The following is a 20,868-nucleotide window of genomic DNA, read 5'->3' as shown; positions in this document are numbered from 1 at the left end:
TGGAATCATCCATGGTGCTTGGTCGGGTTTATCTGGTGGGGGCTGGTCCGGGCGATCCCGATCTGCTCACCGTCAAGGCGCGCCGCCTGATCGAGCAAGCCGACACGGTCGTTTACGATCGTCTGGTCGGCGAGGGCGTGATGAACCTCGTTCCGCGCCGTGCCGAGCGGATCTTCGTGGGCAAGGCGCCCAAGCGCCATGCCGTTCCGCAGGAAGCGATCAACGAGCTTCTCGTGCGTTTGGCGCTCGACGGGCGGCGGGTGGTGCGCCTGAAAGGGGGCGATCCCTATGTGTTCGGGCGCGGCAGCGAGGAAGCCCTGGCGGTCGCCGAGGCCGGCATTCCCTTCGAGATCGTGCCGGGCGTCACGGCCGCCTGCGGGTGTGGCGCCTACGCCGGGATTCCGCTGACCCATCGCGGGCTCGCCACCGGCGTGCGCTTCGTCACCGGCCATTGCCGAAGCGACGAGGAGTTGAATCTCAACTGGGCGAGCCTGGCCGACCCGCAGACGACGCTCGTCTTCTACATGGCGCTGATGAACCTGCCGGAGATCCAGCAAAAGCTGATCGCCGCGGGCCTCCCGCCGACGACGCCGGCCGCCATCGTGTCGAGCGGCACGACTGATGCCCAGGCGCTCTGCATCGCCACGCTGGCCGATCTGGCGGAACGTGCGGCGGAGCGGGACCTGCCGTCGCCCTGCCTGACCATCATCGGGCAGGTGGTGTCGCTCGCTCCGGAACTCGCCTGGCGGACCGCCGCCGGGCCAGTGCCCGATGGCCTGCCCGACATGTCTGAGGCAGTCCGTGCGTAGCGCCGCCATGGTCTTGCTTGCCGGCGCCGGCCTGCTTCTCGCGGCAGCGGCGCAGGCGGGGGAACCGGACGCGGCACGACGCGCCGAGTTGGGCCTTCTGCTGACGCACGATTGCGGGTCCTGCCACGGGCTGACCATGAAGGGCGGCCTCGGCGCGCCGCTGCTGCCGAAAGCGTTGGCCGGAAAAGATCTCGAAGCGCTGGCCCAAGTGATCCTGGACGGTATCCCCGGAACCCCCATGCCGCCCTGGTCCCCCCTGCTGACCCGGGACGAGGCGCTCTGGATGATTGACCGGCTCCGCCGGGGAGGATTGCATGACTGACTCCCGTTCGCCGTTGCGCCGGTGGCTTGCCGGCACCGCTCTGGCCGTTCTGATGAGCTGGTTTCCGGCGGGCGCTGCCGAACTGCGCGGGACTGGGGACCTCGGCATCGTCGTCGAACGCGCGGCGGGCCGCGTCATGGTGGTGGAGAACAGCACGAGGCAGCGGCTGGCCGCGGTGGAAGGGTTGGGCGACCTCAGCCACGCCTCGGCCGTGTTCTCACGCGACGCACGTTACGCCTATGTCTTCGGGCGTGATGGCGGGCTCAGCAAGGTGGATCTGCTGACCGCCACGGTGGTCAAGCGCGTTCAGCAGGCCGGCAACAGCATCGGCGGGGCCATCTCCGAGGACGGGCGGCTGGTGGCCGTCGCGAATTACGAGCCGGGCGGCGTTCGCGTCTTCGACGCCGACACCCTCGATCCAGTCGCCGACATCCCCGCCGAATACGGACCGCCTGCGGCCGAGGGGGCAAGCCGCCCGCGTTCCAAGGTGGTGGGGCTGGAGGACGCGCCCGGCAACCGCTTCGTCTTCAGCCTTTACGACGCGGGCGAGATCTGGATCGCCGATCTTTCCACGCGGTCCTCCCCCGTCGTCCGCAAATACACCGGCATCGGCCGCCAGCCCTACGATGCGCTGGTCACGCCGGACGGCCGCCACTACATCGCCGGCCTGTTCGGGGAGGACGGGCTGGCCGTGCTCGACCTGTGGAATCCGGATCGGGGGGTGCGCCGCATGCTCGACGGCTATGGCCGGGGCGAACAGCCGCTGCCCGTTTACAAAATGCCGCATCTGGAAGGCTGGGGCTTCGCCGACGGCAAGGTCTTCCTGCCGGCGATCGGTCGGCATGAGGTTCTGGTCGTCGATGCGGCGACCTGGCGCGAGGTCGGCCGTATCCCGGTCGCCGGCCAGCCCGTGTTCGTCATGGCGCGCCCCGACGGCCGGCAGATCTGGGTCAACTTCGCCCTTCCGGACAACCATCTGGTCCAGGTCCTGGACGTGCCGTCGCTGGCCGTCGTCTCCACGCTGACGCCGGGCAAGGGGGTCCTCCATCTGGAGTTCACGCCGCGGGGCGAACAGGTGTGGGTGTCCGTGCGCGACCTCGATACGGTCAAGGTCTACGACACCGGCAGCCTCAAGGAGGTCGGCACGCTTCCGGCCGACAAGCCCAGCGGCATCTTCTTCACGTCCCGCGCGCACAGGATCGGCCTATGACCGCGGCGCGGCAAACATCTGTTATGGAAATCCCCGACACGCTTGACCGCCAGCTTCTCGACAGGTTCCAGCGCGACTTTCCCCTCGACCCGCAGCCCTACGCCCGGATCGCCGAAGCGCTCGGCTGCGGCGAGGCGGAGGTGCTGGAGCGGCTCGCCCGGCTGAAGGAGCGGGGCGCCATCGCGCGCATCGGACTGACCGTCCGGCCCAACACCGTGGGCGCCAGCACTCTGGCCGCCATGGCGGTGCCTTCGGACAGGCTGGAGCCGGTCGCCGCCCTGGTCAGCGGAATCGAGGAGGTGAACCACAACTACCAGCGCGAAGACCGCCTGAACCTGTGGTTCGTCGTGACGGCCCCGACGCGGGAGCGTGTGGACCGCGTGTTAGAACGGATCGAGGCCGAGACCGGCCTCCATGTCCTCGACCTGCCCATGGAGGCGGGCTACCACCTCGACCTGGGATTCGCCTTATGGGAATGATCGAGCACGCCGGCCGGGTGCTGGACCGGCTTCGCCGCGGCCTGCCGCTGGTGCCCCGACCCTACGCCGCCATCGCCGACGATCTGGGGATCGGCGAGGAGGACGTGCTGGCCGTGCTGCGCCACCTCGACGAAGTCGGGGCGGTCGGCCGGTTCGGCGTGATCGTGGACCACCAGACGCTCGGCTACACCGCCAACGCCATGGTGGTCTGGGATGTCCCGGCCGAGGCCGTCGACGAGGTCGGCCGGAGGATCACGCGCTGCGGCGGCGTTTCGCTCTGCTACCGCCGGACGCCGCGCCCGCCGCTGTGGCCGTATGCGCTCTACACCATGATCCACGGACGCAGCCGGGACGAGGTCACCGCGCGCGTGGACGCCATCGCCGCCCGATGCGGGCTGGAAGACGTGGACCGGCAACTTCTGTTCACGGTGCGCCGCTTCAAGCAGACCGCCGCATGCTACGGCCGGCGCGCCGCCGCACCTACGAACGAATCCCGGGGAGGCGAGTGATGGGAATTTCTGTCGCCGCGCTGGAAGAGATCGATCGTGCGCTGGTCAACCGGCTACAGGATGGCATCCCGGTCGAACGCCGGCCCTTCGCCGGCATCGCCGCCGACCTTGGCCTGACGGAGACGGAGGTTGCGGACCGCGTGCGCGCCCTGGTGGACGGCGGCGTGCTCAGCCGCTTCGGCCCGATGTTCGACGCCGAACGGCTGGGCGGCGGACTGACGCTGGCCGCTCTTGCTGTGCCCGAGGACGATTTCGACCGCATCGCCGCCATCGTCAACGCCTTTCCGGAGGTCGCGCACAACTACGCCCGCCAGCACGCGCTGAACATGTGGTTCGTGGTGGCGACCGAGGCGCCGGAGCGCGTGCGCGCGGTGCTGGACGCGATCCAGGAGGCGACGGCGCTGCCGGTTCACGACTTCCCCAAGCTCGCCGAATACACCCTGGACCTGAGGTTTCGGGCATGACCGCCGCCGCTCCCGTCGTGCTGGACGAATCCGACCGCCGGCTCATCCTCGCCACGCAGGGAGGGCTGCCGGCCGGTGCCATGCCCTTCGACGCGGTCGCCGACCAGCTCGGCCTGCCGGTGGATGAGGTGCTGGAGCGCTTCCGCCGCCTGCTTGAGGCCGGGATCGTTCGCCGGATCGCGGCGGTGCCCAACCACTACCGCCTCGGCTACACGGCCAACGGGATGAGCGTCTGGGAGGTGCCGGAGGATGCGGTGGACGACGCCGGGCGGCGCTTCGCGGGCCTGCCCTGGGTCAGCCACTGCTACCGCCGGCCGGCCCGGCCGCCGGCTTGGCCTTTCACGCTGTTCGCCATGGTCCACGCCAAAACACGGGACGAGGTCGAGGCGCGGGTTGCCGACATGGCGGTGCTGCTGGGCGACCAATGCCGTAGCCATACGGTGCTCTACAGCACCCGCATTCTGAAGAAAACCGGGTTTCGTCTGACCGCCTGAGGTCCGCCTCCCGGCGAAGGAGACACACAGCATGTTCCGCCTGAGCCAATTCATGCGCGACCTCGTAACGCCGCCCGAGCCCGGCACCCGGCGCCGCCCGCCCGTCGCGGCGGGTGGAGGGCCGGTGGTGATCTGGAATTTGGTGCGGCGCTGCAACCTGAGCTGCCTGCACTGCTATTCCTTCTCGGCCGACCACGAATTTCCAGGCGAGCTGACCACCGAGGAGTGCCTCGCGGTTCTGGACGACCTTTACGTCTCGGGCGTGCGCGTGCTGATCCTGTCGGGCGGCGAGCCGATGATGCGCCCGGACCTGCCGCGGATCGCCCAACGCGCCAAGGCGATGGGGTTCTATGTCGGCCTGTCCACCAACGGCACGCTGATCGACGAGCGCCGCATCGGCGAGGTTGCCGAGGTCGGCTACGATTATGTCGGCATCAGCCTGGACGGCGTGTCCGAGACGCACGACCGCTTCCGTCGCCGGAAAGGGGCCTTCGAGGAGGCGCTGCGCGGAATCCGGCTGTGCCACGACGCCGAACTCCGGGTCGGCATCCGCCTGACGCTGACCGAGACCACGGCGCGTGACCTGCCGGCGCTGCTCGACCTGATGGACCGGGAATTCATCGACAAGTTCTACTTGTCGCATCTGAACTACGCCGGCCGAGGCGACGTCAACCGGCGCGCCGACGCGCTGAAGACGACGACGCGCGCCGTCATGGACCAGTTGTTCGATCTGGCGCTGGCCGACGCCAAGTCCGGCCGCAAGCGCGAGATTGTCACGGGGAACAACGACGCCGATGGCGTTTACCTGCTGTGGTGGGCGCAACGCACCTTCCCCGAGCGCGTGCCGGACCTGCTGGCGCGGCTGCGCCGCTGGGGCGGCAATGCCTCGGGCGTGGGGGTCGCCAACATCGACACGCAGGGCGACGTGCACCCCGACACCATGTGGGGCCACCACACGCTGGGCAACGTGCGCGCCCGCTCCTTCGGGGCGATCTGGAACGACCTCGGCGACCCGCTGATGGCGGTACTAAAGACGCGGCCGCGCCCGGTGAAAGGTCGCTGCGCCACCTGCGCGCATCTCGCCATCTGCAACGGCAACACCCGGATACGCGCCGAGAAGACGTCCGGCGATACCTGGGCCGAAGATCCGGGCTGCTACCTCACCGACACCGAGGTCACCACCGTACCGAAGACGGGAGCGCCGCAATGAGCGCGGGCGACACCGGCCTTCTGCTGTTCGCCCACGGCACACTCGACGGCACGGGCGGCGCCATCGCCGAGAGCGTCGCCGCCGCGCTGCGCGCGCGTGGCCGTTTCGCGGAGGTCGCGGTCTCCTTCTCGCGGCAGTCGCCGTCTCTGGCAGAGGCCCTGGCGACGATGCGGTCGCCGCGCGTGCTCGTCGCTCCGCTCCTCGCCTGCCAGGGGCGGCTGATGCGTCAGGTGCTTCCCAGCCTGCTGGCCGAGGTCGGCGAGGACCGCCGCTGGACGCTCCTGCCACCGCTCGGCACGCTTCCCGGCATGGTCGGGATCGCCCGCGATCTGGTGGGCTTCGTCCTGAACGAGCAGGGACTCGCTGCCCAGGACATCACGGTGCTGGTCGCCGGGCACGGCAGTTCGGTCGGAACCGCCTCGCGCGACGCAACGCGGAGCGTGGCCGCCGGCCTTGCCCGGCTGGCGTGTTACGGCGGTGTCGAAACGGTCTTTCTGAGCGAGGCGCCCTTCGCCTTCCATTGGCCGCTTGCGACCGCGGCCGAGCGGGTGGTCGTTGTTCCCTTCTTCATCTCCGGCGGGCATCACGAGGAAAGTGACCTGCCGGCCATGCTGCGGAAGGGCGGCGCGTCTCTCGACGGAACGGAGGCCGCAGGCCGGCGCCTGTGGATGACCCCGGCCGTCGGCCGACACCCCGCGATCCCCGACCTGATCGAGGCGGAGGCGCTGGTGGTTCTCCGCGCCTCTCCGGTTTGACCGTCATCAAGTGAAAGAACGGGCGGACCGATAACGATAACGGGCATCCGGACGCGTCCGGGCAACAATCGGCACAAGGAGTTTCGGAACATGCCACCGGTTCGGATTGGTGCGCGCGGAAGCCCGCTGGCTCTCGCACAGGCCCATGAGGCGCGGAATCGGCTTGCCCGGGCGCATCCGCATCTTGCGGAGCCCGACGCCATCGAGATCGTGGTGATCACCACCACCGGCGACCGGATACTCGACCGAACGCTGATGGCGGCAGGGGGCAAGGGGCTGTTCACCAAGGAGATCGAGGAGGCTCTCCAGGAGGGCCGGATCGACTTGGCGGTCCATTCGATGAAGGACGTTCCGACCCGCCTGCCCGATGGCATGGAGATCGCCGCGCTGCTTCCGCGTGAAGACCCGCGCGACGCCTTCTTTGCCCGTGAGGGGCAGGGACTGGACGATCTGCCAGCGGGCTCCGTGGTTGGAACGGCCGGGCTGCGGCGTCAGGCGCAGATCCTGGAGCGGCGTCCCGACCTCCGCGTGGTGCCGTTGCGCGGCAACGTGCAGACACGGCTCGCCAAGCTTGCCGCGGGCGAGGTTGATGCCACGCTTCTGGCGCTGGCCGGAATCCGGCGCCTCGGCCTGACGGATCGGGTCACGCGCATCCTGGAGACTGAGGAAATGCTTCCGGCGGTGGCGCAAGGGGCCATCGGCGTCGAAATCCGGACGGACGACGCGGCGACCCGAGCCCTCGTGGCGCCGCTCGACTGCGCCGATACGGCGTGGCGGGTCACGGCGGAACGCGCTTTTCTGGCCGCGCTCGACGGTTCCTGCCGGACCCCGATCGCGGCGCTGGCCTGCCTGGAGGGCGACCGGTTGACCCTGACCGGCAAGGTGTCGTCTCCGGACGGGCGGATCGTGTTCCGGAAGGAGAGCGCCGGGCACCGCACCGACGCGGCGCTGCTCGGAACCGAAGCGGGAATGGAGATCGCTGCCCTGCTGCCGGAACGGTTCCTTTGCTTGTGAGTCAGCCGCCGACCATCCTCCTCACGCGACCTGTGGATGACGCGGAGCCGCTGCGGGGGCTCCTCAGCCAGCGCGGTTATAGGGTCATGACCGAACCGCTGTTGTCCATCTGCTGGCTTGTCGACCGGGAACCGGTGCTGGACGATGTCCAGGCGCTGTTGTTTACCAGCGTCAACGGTGTGCGGGCGTTCGCACGCGTCAGCCGTAACCGAACATTGCGGGCCTTCACGGTCGGAAACGCCAGCGCGGCGGCGGCGCGCCGAGCCGGCTTCGCTGCGGTCGAAAGCGCCGAGGGCGATGTGGCGGCGTTGGCGGCGTTGGTCCGGCGACGCTGTGATCCTACACGCGGCGCCCTGTTCTACGCGGCGGCGAATGCCGTTGCGGGGGATCTCGTCGGGGTGGCGGCCACGGACGGTTTCACGGTCCGCAAGGAGATCCTTTATGAGGCGGTGCCGGCAACCACTTTGTCCGCCATGACAACGCTGGCCATCGCGGACGGTCGTATTGCCGGTGTGGTGGCGATGTCACCACGCACAGCGCGATCGTTCGTGGATTTGGTTGCGGCCGCCGGACTGCTGGAGCGCTGCCGCACCCTCGACCTGATCGCGCTGAGCAGGGCCGTGGCGGCCGCCGTGACCGTCCTGCCGGACGGGCGGACAGTGCCTTGGCGCACCGAGAGAATCGCCGCCCAACCTAATCTGACAAGTCTTTTAGACCTTTTGCCAGCCGTAGGGACTGTTTGATCCGATTGAGCAACATGGTTTCTGGAAATTCGGCTTTGTGGTCGTTCAGCCGGTTCCGTCGGCTCTCGCACCGAGACTGGCGAGTGGGCGCGGGGCGTGCTGCTCGCGCTTGGTCGCCGGTCGCAGAACGTTGCACACTTCATCAAGAGCGCGGCGGAAGCGGTGGGCGCTGTTCGGCTGCTGGAAGCCGCGCATCGGCCGTGTGCGCCCTTTCACCCCGCGGTGATCTTGCTCCAAACGCTCGTTATGGAACTTCGAAGTGCGGTGCCCGATGGCATCCCCCGAACATCTCCGCGAGGGCCGGGGGATAGGCGGCGTACCTGTCGGAGGTGATCGTCTCCGGCTCTGGCGCAGGGCATCGGTGAGCAGGGGGGCGATATTGGCCTCCCACTCGCGCACCGCCTCATGAGAAAACACCAAGCCTCGCAGCAGCAGGATTTCGGCCAAGTCCCGCAAGTCCAGCTTCAGGCGCAGCCTCCAGAGCACGATCAGGAAGACAACGTCCGTAGGCGCCTGCAGCAGGTTCAGCGCCGAGCCCGTGTGCTCGTTGAGCTGGCGCCCACATTCCCGCCGCAATGATCAAACTGGCGCGAAAGCTGACGAAACCCGCCGGCGCGGCAAAGCCTGTTGGATTTGACCATCGTCAAGGATTTCGTGGCTGCCACAGGGAAAAATTAGCACTCAATCGCTCCAGAGGTTGCTTCACCACTAGAGGAAGACACTGCCCGTTACTGTCTCCAGGCGCCCATCGGCGAAGGCCGGCGGGCGTCATTTTTAGCAGTAAATTTGTGCCTTTCCAGCGCGCCCGAGAAGTTTGCTTCAAGACCCAGCGACGAGCGCGTTCCGCGGCATTCCATTTGCCCGACCCATCGGCTTGCCCAACACGACCAAGCCGATGGATCGGGCACAAATTCCAAATAATGAGAATGACTATTATTCTCATGGTTGTGACTAAAGTGGTGGCCCTCTGATTCGAAACGCGCAACCCCACTGTCCGGTTGGGAAATTCTGCAAAGCGGACGGGGGCCTTCGCATCGCCGTGCAATAGGAGATCCGAATGAAGACGTTGTTTGCCGCCGCGGCCCTGGCCACCCTGTTTACTACGCCAGTACTGGCCGGCGAGCAGCCGATCGGCGAGCCGGTCGAAAAGAACGGGATGGAGATCGCCGCCGTCTACCTCCAAGCCGTTACTATGGAGCCGTCGCACACCCAACATGCCGGCACCGACGTCCACATCGAAGCGGACATCAAGGGTCTCAATGGCAACAACACCGGCTTCGGCGAGGGGGAGTGGATTCCGTACCTCGACATCGACTACGTTCTGACTAAGACAGGGTCATCCTTCAAGAGGTCCGGCAAGCTGATGCCGATGGTCGCCTCCGACGGGCCGCATTACGGCGACAACGTCAAGATGGACGGTGCCGGCAAGTACCACGTGGCCTACACCATCAAGCCGGGAGCTCACGGGTTCCTGCGCCACACCGACAAGGAAACCGGGGTCGGCAAGTGGTGGGCGCCCTTTACGGTGGAATGGGACTTCACCTACGTCGGCAGCACCGGCAAGAAGGGCGGCTACTGACCGCCGCTTGGGGGCGCCGCGGCTAAGGCCGCACCCATTCCCGCCACAAGGATCATCAGCCATGACCAGGTACTTGCTCCTCGTCGGGGCCATCCTGCTAGCGGCCGTCCCGGCCCACGCCGGCGACCATTGGAGCCAATTGGCCTCCGCCATCTCGGCCGAGATCGCCAGAGCCGAGGCGCTTGCCCGCGACGGCAAGCCCGATGAAGCCAGGAAGACCGTGACCGAGGCATATTTCGGCCTGTTCGAGAGCGAGAAGATGGAGGCCGCGCTACGCAAGGAAGTCGGCTCCAAGCACGCCTTTGATCGGGAGAAGCAGTTCGGCGACCTTAGAAAGCTGATCGCCAAGGGAACGCTCGGCGGGATCAGGGACTTGGCCGCCGCCCTCCAGTCCGGCCTCGCCGAGGACGGTAAGGCGCTGGACGCCGCGAACGTGCCCGCCCATGTGTTCGCGGTGAACCAATGATCCGCCGCTTGCTGCTCGCGCTTGGACTGATTCTTGTCGCCCTTCCGGCCATGGCTGCCGAGGTTGCGAACGTCGACATGCCGGCGGTGGCGCGCGAACTAGTGCACTGACACAGACATAGGATTCACAACGAGCCGCCGACGTGCGATTCTGTCGGCATGGCCCAGACCGTCAGTGTCATCGTCGGAGCAGAGGATCGCGCGCGCTTGGCCGCGCTCCTCAGCGACCGCAACCGCCCGCTCAAGCATGTCCAGCGGGCGAACATCATCGTGCTCTCGGCCGAGCGGCTGCCCGTGCAGGAGGTGGCGCGCCGGGCTGGTGTCAGCCGCCCAGCGGTATGGCGCTGGCAGGTGCGCTATGCCGAACAAGGCGTCGATGGCTTGCTGCGCGACAAGACGCGCAAGCCCGGCCGGGCACCGCTGCCCACCACGACGGTGGCCAAGGTGCTGGCGCTGACCTGTTCGGAACCGCCTGGCGCCGTCACCCACTGGACGGGCCGGGCGATGGCCAAAACGGTCGGCATCAGCCTGCGCGCCGTGCAACGCATCTGGGAGGCCAACCGCCTTCAGCCGCATCGCCTGCGCACCTTCAAGCGCTCCAGCGATCCGGCCTTCGCGGCCAAGGTCGAGGACATTGTCGGCCTCTACATGGACCCGCCCTGCCACGCCGTGGTGCTGTCCATCGACGAGAAGAGCCAGATCCAGGCGCTCGACCGCACCCAGCCCGGCTTGCCGCTGAAGCCCGGCAAGTGCGGGACGATGACGCACGACTACAAGCGCAACGGCACCACCACGCTGTTCGCCGCGCTGAACACGCTGGACGGTACCGTGGTCGGGCGCTGCATGCCCAAGCACACCCACAAGGAGTTCATCAAGTTCCTCGCTGCCGTGGAGCGCGCTGTCCCGGCGGGCAAGGTGATCCACGCCATCGTCGACAACTACGCCACCCACACGCACCCGAAGGTGCTGGCTTGGCTGGCTGATCATCCCCGCTGGGTGTTCCATTTCACGCCCAAGTCCGCCTCCTGGATCAACGCCGTCGAGGGCTTCTTCTCGATCATCACCCGCCGAAGCATCCGACGCGGCGTCTTCAAGTCCGTGGCCGATCTCCAGGACGCCATCGCCCGCTACATCCGCGCGCATAACAAGGCGGCCAAGCCCTTCGTCTGGACCAAGCCCGCCGACGGCATCTTCGCAAAACTCGACAGGCTGCCTGCACCTTCTGAATGAGTCAGTGCACTAGTGGCCAGGGGCGACGCTCTGGTCGCCACTTACGACCCGGCCAACGGTACCGCCCTCGGTGACGGCTTCTCCGACCTGTACTTCGACGTCTTCGAGGCCTCGGGATTGGAACAGGCGATTGGCGCGGTGTCACCAGACACCAAGACCGAGCTGGAGGCCCTGTTCGGCCAAATCATCGGCAGGGCTGGCCAGGGCCTCCCCAAGAACAAGATCGAGGGCACGTGGCACACTCTGCGCGACCGCCTCCAAGCCGTGACCGCCGCGCGGTTGCTGGCTGGGACGGGACCGGTCGCCGCCTTTGTCCAGTCCTTCCTGATCCTCCTGCGCGAGGGGGTCGAGGCCATGCTCGTCATCGCCGCTCTGGTCGCCGGCCTGCACCGCTCGGGCCAGGGAGACGGCGTGAAGGTGGTCTGGCGCGGCGCCGGCTGGGCGCTGGCGGCCAGCCTCGCCACCGCCTGGCTGCTGTCGCAGGCGCTCCACATTTCCGGCCAGGGGCAAGAGGTGCTGGAGGGTGTCGTCATGCTGGTTGCTGCGTTGGTGCTGTTCCACGTCAGCTTCTGGCTGCTGTCGAAGCGCGAGAGCGCACACTGGCAGGCCTGTATGAAGGCCAAGGTCGACGCCGCAGCCTCCGGTGGCCGGGTGTGGGCGCTCGGGCTCGTCGCCTTCCTCACCGTGTTCCGCGAGGGGGCGGAGACAGTGCTCTTCTACCAAGCGCTGATTCTGTCGGCACCGGGTGAAACGTTGGCGGTGGCCGCCGGCTTCGTGGCGGCGGCGGCGGTGGTGGCGCTGCTGTACTGGGCGATGCGGGGGCTGTCCTTCCGGCTCCCGCTCAAATGGTTCTTCACCGCCACAGCCGCCCTGCTGTTCACCCTGGCCATTTCTTTCGCTGGAAAGGGCGTGCTGGTGGAGTTGCAGGAGGGCCGCCTGGTGCCTATCACCCCGCTCGACGGCTTGCCACACGTCGCGTGGTTGGGGCTGTTTCCGACGGTCGAGACGGTCGAGACGGTCGCGGCGCAAATAGTGCTGTCGCTGCCGATGCTGGCGGCGCTGGCGTGGCACGTCGCGCGAAGGAGGGCGGCGGCATGATCGTGAACCGCGCCACACGGGTCATCGAAGCTTTCGCCTTCCGGCACCGCGACCGCCTAGTCTGGCTTCATGCCGCCACGGCGGTCGCGTTTATCGCCGTGATCGTCGTGCCGGTTTTCCTGCCCGACCCGCCGGGCAATGCAACGCCGCTGAACCACTGGGTCACCTCTGCCAACTACGCGCTCTGGGGGCTGTGGTTCCCGTTGGTGTTTTTGTCCGTGATCGTCACCGGCCGGTCCTGGTGCGGCCTGCTGTGCCCGATGGGAGCGGCGGCGGAATGGGCCAACAAGTACGGGCCGAAGCGGGCGGTTCCCGGTTGGCTGAAATGGGAGGGTACGCCCGTCGTCAGCTTTCTCATCATCACCATCCTCGGCCAAACGGTCGGGGTGCGCGACCATCCCGAGGCGGCGCTGGAAGTGTTTGGCGGGACCATGCTGGCTGCCGTCCTTCTGGGCTGGCTCTATGGCCGCAGGAAGCGCGCCTGGTGCCGCCACGTCTGCCCGATCGGCCTGCTGTTGGGCGTGTTCTCGCGCATCGGTGCGGTGCAGTTCGCGCCCAAGGTCAAGCGGGATGGCGGCGACGCCTGGACCGAGAAGGGCGTGTGCCCGACCATGATCGACCTCCCCCGCAAGGAGGAGAGCCGCCACTGCATCCAATGCTTCCGCTGCGTGAACCCGCAGACCAAGGGTAGCCTGGAGCTGCGTCTGCGCACACCGGGCGCAGAGATCGAACGGATCCGGCACCACAATCCCAACGCGGCGGAAGTGTGGTTTCTGTTTCTGGGCACCGGCATCGCGCTCGGCGGCTTCCTGTGGCTGGTGCTTCCGGAATACCAGCAGCTGCGCCAAGCCATCGGCATCTGGGCCGTCGAGCGAGAGATGTTCTGGATCAGCAAACCCGGCCCCTGGTGGCTGATGAGCGTCCATCCCGAACGCCGCGAGGTGTTCGTCTGGCTCGACTTCTTCCTGATCGTCGGCTTCATGCTGCTGGTGATGACGGCCATGGCGGTGGCGCTGGGAGCGCTGACCGCCATGGCGGCGTGGCTGGGTGGGCTGTCGGACCCGTTGGCGTCCTTCCGTAAGCGGTTCGTGGAATTGGGCTACCAGTATGCACCGGTTGCGATGGTGTCGCTGGTGGTCGGCCTGGGCGGCGCGTTGTTCGAACCGCTGGGCGATCTGGCGGGTGCGGCGAAGGGCGTGCTGTTCGCCGGTGGGATTCTGTGGAGCCTGTGGCTGGGCTGGATGATTCTGGCGTTTCAGGGTTTGGGCCGGGGCGCCCGCCTCCTCGCGCTGGTTCCCGGCCTGATCGGGACGTTTGCGGTCGCCTTATCTTGGTGGCCGGCAATCTTCGGGCCTTGAAAGCGGCTTCGGGCACGAGCCGGTTGGGATCATCGAGAAACTCGGTTCCGCCGTGATCGGCTGTCGCGAAAGGGAGCGGATCATTGCCGGGGCCGTCACGCCCAGCGGGCACAGTTACGCCTCGCTGGATGGCTGTCACTCACAGGATGGAGTGGGGACACGGCATGGCTGGAAGCCGATCGGCGTATGGAAATTCGGTAACACCATAGACGGGTGCCAAGCTGAGTACTGAAGTGATGTAGTGGACGGCCCTTTTCCCAAATACCGGTGAAAAGCGTTGGACGTCGAAGACACCATGTGTGGACGGCCCCTCCGGCGCCGGGCTGGTGCGTAATTCCGATCGCGGCAGCAAAGGCGGATTCAAGCCGTGGGCGAGGTCAGCGTTCGACGCGCCCGCCTTCCATCGCGGCGTGCACCAGGGCGGATACGCGATACACCGAATGCACGAAGCGGCTGTAGGGCAGCGCGACGAAGACGGCCAGCACGGTTCCGAGATGGACGGCGAGCAGCAGGCCCATGGCGGCGGTCCCCCGGAGGGCCATAAGCGCCAGCCCGCTGGTGGCCGTGAGCCACAGCAGATGGAGGAACGCCCGGTCCGCTCCTTGCAACTCCACCGCGGTCGGCGCGCGGTCTGCCCGATCCTTGAGGTGCAGGAGGCCGATGGCACCGATGACCATGCCGAGGCCGCCGAGGCTGCCCAGCACAACCGGCACGCTGAAGCGCGAATAGGGCGCCTCCCAGCCGAACACATGGTCGTAGACCGTGGCAACCGCGGTCGCGGCGGCGCACAGACCGATACCGTAGAACAGGGCGTGGTGGAAGCGACGGCGCCACGGCGAGAAGCCGTTCTCCCCTTCGGCGCAGCCGATCCCCCCGCCGCCTAGGTTGCGCAACGCCAGGGCATCGCCGAGGGCCCGGCCGAGGGCTCGGGGCGTGCCGCCCCCCGTTGCCCGCCAGAAGCTACGTGCCCCCATCGCCAGAGCAAGAACGGACCAGCCGAGCGTCGTTCCCGCCAAGCCCGCCATCGCGCCCCAGGGGATGACCGCGTAGAAGGCGCCTGGCCCGTGGTGCGGGCGGAACAGCGCCTCCGCCGGTACGATCCCCACCGTGAGCGCCACCGTGAGCCCCACAATGAACAGCGACAGCCATGCGATCGTGCGGCAGTTGCTCCGGAACAGGCCGCGCAACGCGGATGGCCAAGCGTGCTCCTCGTAGGATTGCCAGCGGACCCGCGCGAGGCTGGCCGGCACGTTTACGGCGAACGGGTGCGGCGGTGCGTACTGGCAGGCGTAGTAGCAGTTCCGACAGTTGTGGCAGAGGTTCGCGAGATGGGTCAGATCGCCATCGCTGAAGGCGCACCGGCGTTCCATGGACAGAAACATGGCGCAATACCCGTCACAGTAGCGGCAGGAGTTACAGATCTCCAACGCCCTACGGGCCGTCTCGCGCGTGTCACCATTATGATCGAGCATGGGCTGCCGCCTCCTCTCCAGCGATGCGGCCGGACACCGCGCTGATCGTCAAAGCGACACCGGCAAGATAGCCTTTTCCCAGCACGTTGGGCGCCATAATCATGCCGGCGGCAAAGAGACCCCGGGTCGCGCGACCGCACGCCAGATGGACCCGCCCGCTTGTGTCCACGCGGACCCCAAGATAGGAAAAGGTGATCCCGGGTCTCAGCGGGTAGGCGCCGAAGGGCGGCGCCCGCACTGGTCGCGCGTCCGGTCCCGTGCGCTTGTTGGCGTCACAGATGGCGGCGGCGAGGGCGTCTCCGGGAATTTCCAGCGCCGCAGCCAAGCCGGCAACCGTGTCCGCCCGAACCGGCGGGTAGACTGAGGAGGCGAAGGCATTTTGGGCATCGGCATCGAAGATCGAGTAGGCGATCTGCCCCGGGCAGCGCGCCAGCAGTCCCCCCCAAATTGCGTAGCGTGTCCGCCCGAGATCTGCATCCTCGCCCCGGAAACGCCGGCCGGTTCCGTCGACGACGATGCCATAGGGCACGCAGTCCAGCCGCGTGACGATGCCACCGTCGAATGTCGGCGAGCGCGCATCTACCGCGACCATGTGGAGCCGCTTCGGGTCGCCGACCGGGGCGGTACCTTGGTCCAGCAGGCTGCGCAAAACCTGTCCCCGCGCGTAGGGCGTGCCCCGGATCACGAAGCCATCGGCGGCGGTCCCCCAGATACCGCGCAGCCACTCGATGTTGGCCTGGAAGCCGCCGCAGGCGGCGACCACCGCCCGCGCCCGCACATGGATGGACTGACCGGCACGGATGACCTCGATCATGCGCGAGGGAGCGTCGGCAACAGGCAGATCGTTCACTTCGGCGTCATAGAGGATCTTGATCCCCAACCGCTCCGCCGCCGCGTACAGCGCGTTCACGAGCGCCTTGCCACCGCCAAGGAAGAACGCAGTCCGCCGCGAGTGGTTGGGCTGTCCGTGCAGGACTGCCTGAAATCGCACACCCCAGTCGGCCAGCCAGTCGACGATGGTGGTCGAGCCGCGGACCAGAACATGCGCGACGGCTTCGTCCATCTCCCCACCGGTAGCTTGGCGCAGCTCCGACAGGAACTCGCCCTCGGAATAGCGTTCGGGCAGCCAGCGCGTTGGGCGGTCGTGGGCGATGCGGAGATTGCGACCGTGTCGGGCATTGCCGCCGCGCAATGCGGGTGAGGCATGCTCAACCAGCAGGACCGATACTCCTCGTTGCCGGGCTGCCAGGGCCGCGCAGAGTGCTGCAGCCCCACCACCGATCACGACGACATCGTAAGCGCCGCCGCCGGACGGGCATGCCGGACGACGCACCGTCAGGCCTCCACAACTTTCTTGGAGGCAACTGTGGCTAGGCCGTGGCCGGCAATGCCGGCCCGGTTCGTACCGCCGTTGCCTCCGGCATTCCACTCGGCTCCGCCGCTGGCCAAGACCGGCGGGTCAATATTCCAGAACCCATCGAGACCCTCGTCTGCCAAGGCAACAAGGTCAACCAGGAGGTCGGAGTGCGATTCCATGGAACGGCCCATTTCCTATGCAGCAAGAGGCGGTCGAATAGAACGAATTCCGACGCTCTTGAGCTTGACTTCGGGCAAGAAGGGGACGTCTTAGCCCCAATACAGTGTCTTTAAGGCGCTGCCCTGACACCTTGGCCCTTTCGGCGAATTCATCGCAAACCTCTTCGGGATGGCCGCCTGAAGACGCGGCTTCCGCGGCTCTCCGCACCTGCCGTCAAACTTTGCAACGGAACCCATGAGAAAGCAATTTGCCCGTTTTCATCTTGACTGTCGTCAAGAGGGCGAAAATTGCACACCGAACCTCCAATGGTCGACGTCCGTTTGTTCCGTGATTCCACTCCACGTGCAGAATGTGGCGGCGGAGGCGATCGGAACCGACGCGGCCATGGTCCGTCAGTGGCTGGTCCCGCTGGAAAAGTTGATCTTGTTCCAGACGTTGTACTTTCCGATCGGCTTGCGCATGGGCAGGCGCTTGACCTCCGCGAACGTGGCGGCGTCGTAGACGACGATGGCCCCTTCGTCTTCCATGACCGACACCAGCGCGTAACGACCATCGCGCGTGAACTCCACATGCGCGGTGAGCTTGCCCGGCGCCGGTCGCAGTGTGTTCACGATTTCCAGACTGCGGGTGTCAATGATCGGGATCGTATCGCGGTCCTTGCCCATGTAGGCGTCGGCCCAGGCGTAGGGCGTGTTTTCATGACCGCGCAGGAAGAAGCCGGGGCCGGGCATGGGAATGCGCTTCACGGTCTTCCAGTCCACCGTGTCGATGACGCTGATCACCGGGTCCTTGAAGTGGGGGGTGGCCATGACCGGCCGTCCCTCATGGACGAAGTTGATGCCCGAACCGAGGTGCGGCATGCCCGGCAGATCCAGCTCAGCGATTTGGCGGCCGACGTCCATGTGGACGACAATGCCCTTCTTGCCGTCACGCGAGGTCGCCATCAACTGATCGTAAGGCTGGTCGAAGAAGAAATCGTCCACGAATTCGTTGACCTTCAGCTTGCGCACCGGAAACGGGCCGGGCAAGGACACCGCTTCTTCCCGGCCGGGTTCGTGGGAATGGACGAGGCCGGCATAAACCGGGCGGTCGTCCCACGGAAGTTCCCACACCTCCTGCAGATCCTTCAGCGCGGCGACGAAGGAATTCCGCGGCGGCATGCTGTAGACCGCCGACACGCGCGAACTCTTTCCCTTGCCGTCCGTCACGGGAATGACCTTGATCGGCGTCAGGTCCCGCGCGTCAAGCGCGACCAGCGTGTGCGGCAGCGTGTTTCCGACCATCAGGAAGCGGCCGTCCGACGACACCGCCACGTTGCGGGTGTTCACGCCAGCGCGCACCTCGGCCACTAGGCTCAGGGAATGCAGGTCGTATTTCGACACCCAGCCGTCGCGGGAGGCGAGATACACGAACCGGCCGTCGGGCGAGTATTTCGCCCCGCCGTGAAGCGCGAAACGGCTTTCAAACCGGTCGAGCACGGTAAAGCGGTCGCCGTCCACGATGCTGACGTGATGATCACCCGCCTCCACCACTGTGAAGAGGTTGAGCGGGTCGGCCCCGTGCCGCGGTTTTTCCGGAAGCGTCGCCGGGTCCTTGTGGACGACGCGGCTGGCGGCGATCTCTTCCATGCCCCAGGCCGGTACCTCGGGCAATGGGGTGAAGACATAGGCGGCCAGAACCCGCACCGCTTCGTCCGACAGGGTCTCCGCAGGGAAGCCCGGCATTTGGGTCGCCGGCCGGCCGTGGCGGATGATGCGCTCGGCCTCCGCCGGCTTCAGCCGGCCCAGATTCTCAGGCAGCAGCGCGGGACCGATAGCCCCCAGACGGTCGCCGCCGTGGCAGGCGGCGCAATGCTCGGCGAACAGACGCTCAGGGTTCGGGCCGTCGGCCCGGGCAGGCGACGGCGCGGCGCAGGCCAACAGAACGGCGGCAATGGCAACCGAGAGGGCGGCGGGAAGGGGGCGGATCATCGGGCTCTCCAGACTCCGGGCGTCCGGACGGCGCCCGCCGCGCAGGATCGGCAACCCGCCGTCCGCGGACCTTGACGATCGTCAATCCCGCAACCGGCCGGGTTACGGCTCGACCACGACCTCGCCCCGCATGTCGGGATGCGGGGTGCAGCGGTAGGGGTGGATTCCGGGCGCGTCGAAACGCCGGGCGAAGCGCTCCTCGGGCATCAGCCGCTCCGAGGCCACGCCGTCCGCGAACACCACGTCGTGGCTGGTCCGCTTTTCGGCGTTCAACCACACGACGGTGTCGCCGGGGCGCACGGCGACACGCGCCGGATCGAACCGGTTCTTTTCGATGCGAACGACGACCTCGTCGGCCACCGTCGGACCGGCAAGAAGGAGGGGAGCGAGGATGAGCGCGGCGGCGCCCACCGCGAAGGCGCGGATCATGGACGGACTCTGATTGCCTGGTTGCGGACACGGCGACGGGGCAGCACCGAAGGCACCGCCCCGTCCTGGGTTTGCTTGGGTTCGGGACGTTACTTCTTCATGACGTTGATGGCGGCCTCCGCGCTGTCAAGGCCAAGCTTGTAGTTGACTGAAACATGGTGGAAGCGGGCGTTGGTGTGGTCGTCGTGGATGGCGAAGCCGACGGTGTAAAGCTTGCCCGGCTCGATCGAGATGTCGCCCGGCTTGTCCGACGTCAGCTTGCGCACCAGCGTCACCGTCCAGACCCCGTCGGCCAGCGTTCCGGTGGCGGTGGCGCCCTGCCCGCCTTCCATCACGCGCTCGGCAGAGACGTAGCCGTCTTCCACCGTGTTGGTTCCGGACTTCCAGCGGATCAGATCGAGGAACACGCCCTGCTTCATCAGCTCCGCCAGTTCCTCGGCCGGCTTGCGCTTATCCCAGCCGCCGCGCGGGCTTTCCTTGATGGAGATCGCGCTGCGCGTCTGCGGCAGGTACTTGGTCACCTCCTGTCCGGCCGCGTCGGGCATGGTCCGGGCGTCGTGGTGACAGGTGCTCCAGCAGCCGGAACGGCTGGCGTCTTCGACCAAGCCCTGGTCGAGGATCAGGGCGAGCTTCGCCGCGTTCTGCGGGTCCATCTTGCCGCCCTCGACGAAGGGCGCCGGGGTGTGCGGGCCGGCCGGCCAGCGGAAGCGCATCATCAGGTTCGTGCCGTCGTGCGCCGCCTGGACGGTCAGCGGGATCGAACCCGGCTTGCCGGGGATCGGCGTCGTCTCCGCCTTCTGGCCGGACGCCATCTTCTTGCCCATGTCGGCCTGCTCACCCTCGTGGCAGCCGATGCACTCCTCGCCCTTCTTGTAGGCGCGGGCGCCGCCGTGATCGGGGCCGTTCTGTATCCATTCGTAGGAGGTCTGGCCCGGGTAGAACAGCGTCACCACGCGCTCGGGCACCGCGGACCAGTCGATTGCCGGCGCATCGCCCGCCGAAGCGGCGGCCTGGATCTGGACCGGTGCCGGAGCTGGGGCGGACACAGGGACGACCGCGGCCGGGGCAGCCGGTGCGGCCGCGGGGGCGGGAGCAGCAACCGGAGCCGGAGCCTGGGCGACCTTCGGCTTGCTTTCCTCTTCTTCCTCCAGCAGATGATGCACCGGCTTGTGGGCGATGCCCTTGTGGCAGTCGATACAGGTCATGCCGTCGGCCTTGGCCATCTCGTGCTGCTTCCTGGCGCGCGGCTTCTGCTTCTCCGCGCTCATGCCCTCGAAGGAATGGCAGTTGCGGCATTCGAGCGAGTTGTTGGCCTTGAAGCGCGCCCATTCGTGCTTGGCCAGTTCCAGACGCTTGGCGTCGAACTTCTCCGGCGTGTTCACGCTGCCGAGCAGCCAGTGCAGAACCTCGTTGGAGGCCTGGATCTTGCGTTGGACCTTATGCACCCAGTCCTTCGGCACGTGGCAGTCCGGGCAGGTCGCGCGCACGCCGGTGCGGTTTTCGTAATGGATGGTCTGCTTGTACTCGGCATACACGTTGTCCTTCATCTCGTGACACGAGATGCAGAACTCCATCTGGTTCGTGGCTTCCATGGCGGTGTTGAATCCGCCCCAGAACACGATGCCCGACACGAAGATCGCGGCCGCGCCGATCAGCGTCGCGCCGAGAACCCGCACGCGCCTGAGGCGTGACCAGAGGGCTTCCATCGCCATGTCGTCACC

23 protein-coding genes and 2 pseudogenes are annotated in these 20,868 nt (G+C 67.1%); 17 read left to right on the top strand and 8 right to left on the bottom strand.

Features of this window, described 5'->3' with window-relative positions; translation table 11 throughout:
• Positions 1-11: 11 nt before the first annotated feature.
• The 11 genes from cobA (at position 12) to AMK58_RS28545 (ending at position 8,009) form a co-directional block, all read left to right on the top strand.
• Complete coding sequence (gene cobA / locus AMK58_RS28595; RefSeq protein WP_082413773.1) at positions 12-809, top strand: uroporphyrinogen-III C-methyltransferase; 798 nt, start codon at positions 12-14, stop codon at positions 807-809.
• On the top strand, positions 802-1,131 hold the full coding sequence (locus AMK58_RS28590) for a c-type cytochrome (RefSeq protein ID WP_247871765.1): 330 nt from the start codon (positions 802-804) through the stop codon (positions 1,129-1,131). Before cobA ends, AMK58_RS28590 begins: the two co-directional genes overlap by 8 nt.
• Entirely contained in the window at positions 1,124-2,341 is a 1,218-nt protein-coding gene (locus AMK58_RS28585; protein ID WP_059399799.1) for a cytochrome D1 domain-containing protein, read from the top strand. Before AMK58_RS28590 ends, AMK58_RS28585 begins: the two co-directional genes overlap by 8 nt.
• Positions 2,342-2,364: 23 nt before the next feature.
• Positions 2,365-2,820, top strand: a complete 456-nt coding sequence (locus tag AMK58_RS28580) for an AsnC family transcriptional regulator (RefSeq protein ID WP_035683991.1) — start codon at positions 2,365-2,367, stop codon at positions 2,818-2,820.
• A complete protein-coding gene (gene ahbB / locus AMK58_RS28575) occupies positions 2,811-3,329 on the top strand; it encodes a siroheme decarboxylase subunit beta (RefSeq protein ID WP_156355546.1) in 519 nt (172 codons plus the stop codon). The genes AMK58_RS28580 and ahbB (AMK58_RS28575) overlap by 10 nt, the downstream gene beginning before the upstream one ends.
• On the top strand, positions 3,329-3,793 hold the full coding sequence (locus AMK58_RS28570) for an Lrp/AsnC family transcriptional regulator (RefSeq protein ID WP_236778387.1): 465 nt from the start codon (positions 3,329-3,331) through the stop codon (positions 3,791-3,793). The genes ahbB (AMK58_RS28575) and AMK58_RS28570 overlap by 1 nt, the downstream gene beginning before the upstream one ends.
• On the top strand, positions 3,790-4,287 hold the full coding sequence (gene ahbB, locus AMK58_RS28565) for a siroheme decarboxylase subunit beta (protein ID WP_035683985.1): 498 nt from the start codon (positions 3,790-3,792) through the stop codon (positions 4,285-4,287). The genes AMK58_RS28570 and ahbB (AMK58_RS28565) overlap by 4 nt, the downstream gene beginning before the upstream one ends.
• 31 nt (positions 4,288-4,318) lie before the next feature.
• The gene (nirJ, locus tag AMK58_RS28560) at positions 4,319-5,497 is read left to right on the top strand and encodes a heme d1 biosynthesis radical SAM protein NirJ (RefSeq protein WP_035683983.1); all 1,179 of its coding nucleotides are present in this window, start codon (positions 4,319-4,321) and stop codon (positions 5,495-5,497) included.
• Positions 5,494-6,252: a CbiX/SirB N-terminal domain-containing protein gene (locus AMK58_RS28555; RefSeq protein ID WP_059399798.1), complete on the top strand. Its 759-nt coding sequence runs from the start codon at positions 5,494-5,496 to the stop codon at positions 6,250-6,252. The genes nirJ and AMK58_RS28555 overlap by 4 nt, the downstream gene beginning before the upstream one ends.
• Positions 6,253-6,342: 90 nt before the next feature.
• On the top strand, positions 6,343-7,266 hold the full coding sequence (gene hemC / locus AMK58_RS28550) for a hydroxymethylbilane synthase (protein WP_035683980.1): 924 nt from the start codon (positions 6,343-6,345) through the stop codon (positions 7,264-7,266).
• A complete protein-coding gene (locus AMK58_RS28545) occupies positions 7,263-8,009 on the top strand; it encodes a uroporphyrinogen-III synthase (RefSeq protein WP_035683978.1) in 747 nt (248 codons plus the stop codon). Before hemC ends, AMK58_RS28545 begins: the two co-directional genes overlap by 4 nt.
• A 45-nt stretch (positions 8,010-8,054) precedes the next feature.
• Here AMK58_RS28545 and AMK58_RS32070 read toward each other — a convergent pair whose 3' ends face one another.
• Positions 8,055-8,282, bottom strand: a complete 228-nt coding sequence (locus AMK58_RS32070; RefSeq protein WP_470215517.1) for a DDE-type integrase/transposase/recombinase — start codon at positions 8,280-8,282, stop codon at positions 8,055-8,057.
• A 63-nt stretch (positions 8,283-8,345) separates the two neighbouring features.
• Positions 8,346-8,573: pseudogene (locus AMK58_RS32065) on the bottom strand (hypothetical protein); the annotation flags it as partial.
• Positions 8,574-9,066: 493 nt separating this feature from the next.
• On the opposite strand from AMK58_RS32065, the gene AMK58_RS28535 reads away from it, so the two are divergent.
• The 6 genes and pseudogenes from AMK58_RS28535 to AMK58_RS30140 all read left to right on the top strand — a co-directional run.
• Positions 9,067-9,588, top strand: a complete 522-nt coding sequence (locus AMK58_RS28535) for an iron transporter (RefSeq protein WP_051141086.1) — start codon at positions 9,067-9,069, stop codon at positions 9,586-9,588.
• 61 nt (positions 9,589-9,649) lie between these two features.
• Positions 9,650-10,054 (top strand): hypothetical protein, encoded by a 405-nt coding sequence (locus tag AMK58_RS28530; RefSeq protein ID WP_059399797.1) that lies wholly within the window; start codon positions 9,650-9,652, stop codon positions 10,052-10,054.
• 158 nt (positions 10,055-10,212) lie between these two features.
• Positions 10,213-11,283 (top strand): IS630 family transposase, encoded by a 1,071-nt coding sequence (locus AMK58_RS28525; RefSeq protein WP_059399796.1) that lies wholly within the window; start codon positions 10,213-10,215, stop codon positions 11,281-11,283.
• A gap of 12 nt (positions 11,284-11,295) precedes the next feature.
• A complete protein-coding gene (locus AMK58_RS28520) occupies positions 11,296-12,381 on the top strand; it encodes an FTR1 family iron permease (protein ID WP_051140363.1) in 1,086 nt (361 codons plus the stop codon).
• Positions 12,378-13,739: a 4Fe-4S binding protein gene (locus AMK58_RS28515; protein WP_051140364.1), complete on the top strand. Its 1,362-nt coding sequence runs from the start codon at positions 12,378-12,380 to the stop codon at positions 13,737-13,739. The genes AMK58_RS28520 and AMK58_RS28515 overlap by 4 nt, the downstream gene beginning before the upstream one ends.
• Before the next feature lie 10 nt (positions 13,740-13,749).
• A pseudogene (locus AMK58_RS30140) lies at positions 13,750-13,968 on the top strand (NAD(P)-dependent alcohol dehydrogenase); the annotation flags it as partial.
• Positions 13,969-14,116: 148 nt separating this feature from the next.
• Here the strand turns inward: AMK58_RS30140 and tcuB are convergent.
• The 6 genes from tcuB to AMK58_RS28485 form a co-directional block, all read right to left on the bottom strand.
• Positions 14,117-15,211 (bottom strand): tricarballylate utilization 4Fe-4S protein TcuB, encoded by a 1,095-nt coding sequence (gene tcuB / locus AMK58_RS28510; RefSeq protein WP_059399795.1) that lies wholly within the window; start codon positions 15,209-15,211, stop codon positions 14,117-14,119.
• On the bottom strand, positions 15,198-16,544 hold the full coding sequence (gene tcuA, locus AMK58_RS28505; RefSeq protein WP_051140365.1) for an FAD-dependent tricarballylate dehydrogenase TcuA: 1,347 nt from the start codon (positions 16,542-16,544) through the stop codon (positions 15,198-15,200). The genes tcuB and tcuA overlap by 14 nt, the downstream gene beginning before the upstream one ends.
• A 2-nt stretch (positions 16,545-16,546) precedes the next feature.
• The gene (locus AMK58_RS28500) at positions 16,547-16,747 is read right to left on the bottom strand and encodes a hypothetical protein (protein WP_035675749.1); all 201 of its coding nucleotides are present in this window, start codon (positions 16,745-16,747) and stop codon (positions 16,547-16,549) included.
• 393 nt (positions 16,748-17,140) lie between these two features.
• Positions 17,141-18,718, bottom strand: coding sequence for a cytochrome D1 domain-containing protein (locus AMK58_RS28495; protein WP_059399793.1), 1,578 nt, complete (start codon positions 18,716-18,718; stop codon positions 17,141-17,143).
• Positions 18,719-18,820: 102 nt separating this feature from the next.
• Positions 18,821-19,147, bottom strand: a complete 327-nt coding sequence (locus AMK58_RS28490; protein ID WP_059399792.1) for a cupredoxin domain-containing protein — start codon at positions 19,145-19,147, stop codon at positions 18,821-18,823.
• A gap of 89 nt (positions 19,148-19,236) precedes the next feature.
• The gene (locus AMK58_RS28485; protein WP_059399791.1) at positions 19,237-20,859 is read right to left on the bottom strand and encodes a NapC/NirT family cytochrome c; all 1,623 of its coding nucleotides are present in this window, start codon (positions 20,857-20,859) and stop codon (positions 19,237-19,239) included.
• Between the last annotated feature and the right edge of the window lie 9 nt (positions 20,860-20,868).

The organism is Azospirillum brasilense (assembly GCF_001315015.1).
Taxonomy (GTDB): Bacteria; Pseudomonadota; Alphaproteobacteria; order Azospirillales; family Azospirillaceae; genus Azospirillum; species Azospirillum brasilense.
This window is presented reverse-complemented; position numbering and strand designations above follow the sequence as displayed.

What these genes read in the sequence shown, in the direction of transcription:
- tcuB (WP_059399795.1), bottom strand. Translation starts at nt 15,211, where the DNA reads ATGCTCGATCATAATGGTGACACGCGCGAGACGGCCCGTAGGGCGTTG.
- AMK58_RS28535 (WP_051141086.1), top strand. Translation starts at nt 9,067, where the DNA reads ATGAAGACGTTGTTTGCCGCCGCGGCCCTGGCCACCCTGTTTACTACG.
- hemC (WP_035683980.1), top strand. Translation starts at nt 6,343, where the DNA reads ATGCCACCGGTTCGGATTGGTGCGCGCGGAAGCCCGCTGGCTCTCGCA.
- nirJ (WP_035683983.1), top strand. Translation starts at nt 4,319, where the DNA reads ATGTTCCGCCTGAGCCAATTCATGCGCGACCTCGTAACGCCGCCCGAG.
- AMK58_RS28515 (WP_051140364.1), top strand. Translation starts at nt 12,378, where the DNA reads ATGATCGTGAACCGCGCCACACGGGTCATCGAAGCTTTCGCCTTCCGG.
- AMK58_RS28570 (WP_236778387.1), top strand. Translation starts at nt 3,329, where the DNA reads ATGGGAATTTCTGTCGCCGCGCTGGAAGAGATCGATCGTGCGCTGGTC.
- AMK58_RS28500 (WP_035675749.1), bottom strand. Translation starts at nt 16,747, where the DNA reads ATGGAATCGCACTCCGACCTCCTGGTTGACCTTGTTGCCTTGGCAGAC.
- ahbB (WP_156355546.1), top strand. Translation starts at nt 2,811, where the DNA reads ATGGGAATGATCGAGCACGCCGGCCGGGTGCTGGACCGGCTTCGCCGC.
- ahbB (WP_035683985.1), top strand. Translation starts at nt 3,790, where the DNA reads ATGACCGCCGCCGCTCCCGTCGTGCTGGACGAATCCGACCGCCGGCTC.
- AMK58_RS28490 (WP_059399792.1), bottom strand. Translation starts at nt 19,147, where the DNA reads ATGATCCGCGCCTTCGCGGTGGGCGCCGCCGCGCTCATCCTCGCTCCC.
- AMK58_RS28525 (WP_059399796.1), top strand. Translation starts at nt 10,213, where the DNA reads ATGGCCCAGACCGTCAGTGTCATCGTCGGAGCAGAGGATCGCGCGCGC.
- AMK58_RS28555 (WP_059399798.1), top strand. Translation starts at nt 5,494, where the DNA reads ATGAGCGCGGGCGACACCGGCCTTCTGCTGTTCGCCCACGGCACACTC.
- AMK58_RS28580 (WP_035683991.1), top strand. Translation starts at nt 2,365, where the DNA reads ATGGAAATCCCCGACACGCTTGACCGCCAGCTTCTCGACAGGTTCCAG.
- AMK58_RS28530 (WP_059399797.1), top strand. Translation starts at nt 9,650, where the DNA reads ATGACCAGGTACTTGCTCCTCGTCGGGGCCATCCTGCTAGCGGCCGTC.
- AMK58_RS28585 (WP_059399799.1), top strand. Translation starts at nt 1,124, where the DNA reads ATGACTGACTCCCGTTCGCCGTTGCGCCGGTGGCTTGCCGGCACCGCT.
- cobA (WP_082413773.1), top strand. Translation starts at nt 12, where the DNA reads ATGGTGCTTGGTCGGGTTTATCTGGTGGGGGCTGGTCCGGGCGATCCC.
- AMK58_RS28485 (WP_059399791.1), bottom strand. Translation starts at nt 20,859, where the DNA reads ATGGCGATGGAAGCCCTCTGGTCACGCCTCAGGCGCGTGCGGGTTCTC.
- AMK58_RS28495 (WP_059399793.1), bottom strand. Translation starts at nt 18,718, where the DNA reads ATGATCCGCCCCCTTCCCGCCGCCCTCTCGGTTGCCATTGCCGCCGTT.